We start from the raw sequence: 1,973 nt of genomic DNA, 5'->3' as shown, positions 1-1,973 counted from the left end.
CCATACCTTCTCTCTTCAATCTTATACTCTTTTTGTCTCATTCTTAAGTTAAACTACTATATTACCCAAGTGGTAAAACTTTCGGAAAATAATCATAAATGGGAAAGACTGGTAGAAATTTTCGCATCTTGGCGGAAGAATTTAGAATTAAATAGTAATGTCAGTGATGAAGAAAGGGAATTAATTATGAGTTTATCACCAGCATATCTTAAACAACGGGAAGAATGGAAACAAGAGGGAATAGAGGAAGGAAGACAACAAGGACGACAACAAGGACAAAAAGACGGACAACGTTTGATGGTAGAGAGTTTGTTAGCGGTGCGTTTTGGTAATTTAGATGAGGAGTTATCTGCTATTGTCAGTCCGTTAATGGAACTTTCATTAACAGAAAGAACCCAGTTATTACTTAATTTATCTAATCTTTCCCGTGAGGAATTATTAGCTAGGTTTAAAGTTGATTAGATACAGGGGTTTCCGCTCTTATGAGGTACATCTTAAGCCCCCTCCCCGCAAGCGAGGAGGGGGCTATAATATTTTTAATCTTCATCATCAGAATCTTCTTGTAAAATACGATTATTCAATCTTTCATATTCATCCTCTAGTAGCCACATTTTAGCGGCTTCATAATTGTCACTGGTAAAGATAATTTTATAGTTTTGTGCAGGGTTATGGATACCCAATGCTTTCTTTGATTTCTAAAGACTGCTGGTAAAGGGCGATTCCTACGGAGCGCTTCGCTATCGCTTCTTCTCTAAATCAACGATCGCATAAAATCATTCACTGCATCATATTGATCTGCCATTCGAGAATAAAACTCTAGTGACCGCAAATCCAATTCTGGTAATAATTCACTCTTACTTACTAAGTCATATCCTGTAGAACGCAAACAATAAACCGAAATTACACCATCTTGCCAAAACCAAACTTCTGATACTCCGACTCGACGATAAATTTCTAGGGTGTCAATTCCACCACTGGTGACTATTATCTCAATTGCCAAGTCTGGAACTGGTTTGCGTGTACCCAAACAATAAGACTCATCTGGTTCTTTGCGAGCGCCTAATTCTTTTGTCCCAATTGTTGTACTACCACGTCCATAAAAACGAATATTTTTCACCCGCATATAAATCTCCAAAAGCTGACCTAAAGTATTTTTAGGTTCTTCATGGGCATCAGATAAAGGAGTCATAATTTCTAAACACCCATCTAAATAAGTTAACCGCGCTCCAGTTTCTGCCAAATCTGCATCTAATTTTTCTAGAGTTTCCCATGTTAGGTTTGATAGCAAAGCTACAACTGGATTTTTTTTAGCTTGAGAAGTTGTGACAACCATCTGATTCACCTTTTGCACTATTTTTATAATATCCTAATTGCCTAGAAACCCACGGGTGAGACTGATTAAGCGTTTACTACCAACTTCAAAATTATACCTAAACAGCGATCGCATCTGATAAAATTATCCCTATGATAAAATAATGATTCTAATTGATTTAATTATTGTCATAATCATCTTTTTTGGGGTTTTATGGCTTTTTATGTAATGTTAGTCAAGGTTAATGAAGATGATCAAGGTGTTACTTATAATTTCGGTACTGATCCAGAACATTTAGGGAAAGTTCATCTTGATAAAGATAATGGCAAAATTCAAGAAATTGAAGCCATTAATATTGAAAATTATCAGCATATTTTGACAAGAGCAGTGGTTAAATTACGTCAGCATTGGAAAGCAGGTAATTTTCCCGATCATACTTGTTGGGCTTCTTAAAGGTAAGTTTAAGAAATTACCTTAACCGTTTGCCATTTTTTGCACATCATTAATAATTTCTCTCACTGTTTCAGCATCGGGAGATTGAATACGCTGGAATATCTCTAAAGACTCTTGTAAATAGTCCAGTGCAGTCGCAAAATCTCCTTTTTCATCTGCTAATAACTGCCCCAACATCGCCAAAGTCGCGGCTTTACCTTGGACATCA

The 1,973-nt window shown here is 36.3% G+C and carries 3 protein-coding genes and 2 pseudogenes; 2 read left to right on the top strand and 3 right to left on the bottom strand.

Features of this window, described 5'->3' with window-relative positions; all coding sequences use genetic code 11:
• Positions 1–462, top strand: a pseudogene (locus ACIR131C_RS22885) (hypothetical protein); the annotation flags it as partial.
• 74 nt (positions 463–536) lie between these two features.
• Here the strand turns inward: ACIR131C_RS22885 and ACIR131C_RS25645 are convergent.
• Positions 537–680 (bottom strand): hypothetical protein, encoded by a 144-nt coding sequence (locus tag ACIR131C_RS25645; RefSeq protein ID WP_155963132.1) that lies wholly within the window; start codon positions 678–680, stop codon positions 537–539.
• Positions 681–751: 71 nt separating this feature from the next.
• A complete protein-coding gene (locus tag ACIR131C_RS0115080) occupies positions 752–1,333 on the bottom strand; it encodes a Uma2 family endonuclease (protein WP_028090872.1) in 582 nt (193 codons plus the stop codon).
• A 192-nt stretch (positions 1,334–1,525) separates the two neighbouring features.
• Between ACIR131C_RS0115080 and ACIR131C_RS0115075 the strand changes: the two genes are divergently transcribed.
• Positions 1,526–1,765, top strand: a complete 240-nt coding sequence (locus ACIR131C_RS0115075) for a hypothetical protein (protein WP_028084844.1) — start codon at positions 1,526–1,528, stop codon at positions 1,763–1,765.
• 21 nt (positions 1,766–1,786) lie between these two features.
• Here ACIR131C_RS0115075 and ACIR131C_RS25640 read toward each other — a convergent pair.
• Positions 1,787–1,973, bottom strand: a pseudogene (locus ACIR131C_RS25640) (hypothetical protein); the annotation flags it as partial.

Origin of the sequence: Dolichospermum circinale AWQC131C, assembly GCF_000426905.1 — a bacterium.
In the GTDB taxonomy this organism is placed as follows: Bacteria; Cyanobacteriota; Cyanobacteriia; order Cyanobacteriales; family Nostocaceae; genus Dolichospermum; species Dolichospermum circinale.
This window is presented reverse-complemented; position numbering and strand designations above follow the sequence as displayed.

Bases quoted from the DNA above. Each gene is read 5' to 3' on its own strand.
- ACIR131C_RS0115075 (WP_028084844.1), top strand. From the start codon at position 1,526: ATGGCTTTTTATGTAATGTTAGTCAAGGTTAATGAAGATGATCAAGGT.
- ACIR131C_RS0115080 (WP_028090872.1), bottom strand. From the start codon at position 1,333: ATGGTTGTCACAACTTCTCAAGCTAAAAAAAATCCAGTTGTAGCTTTG.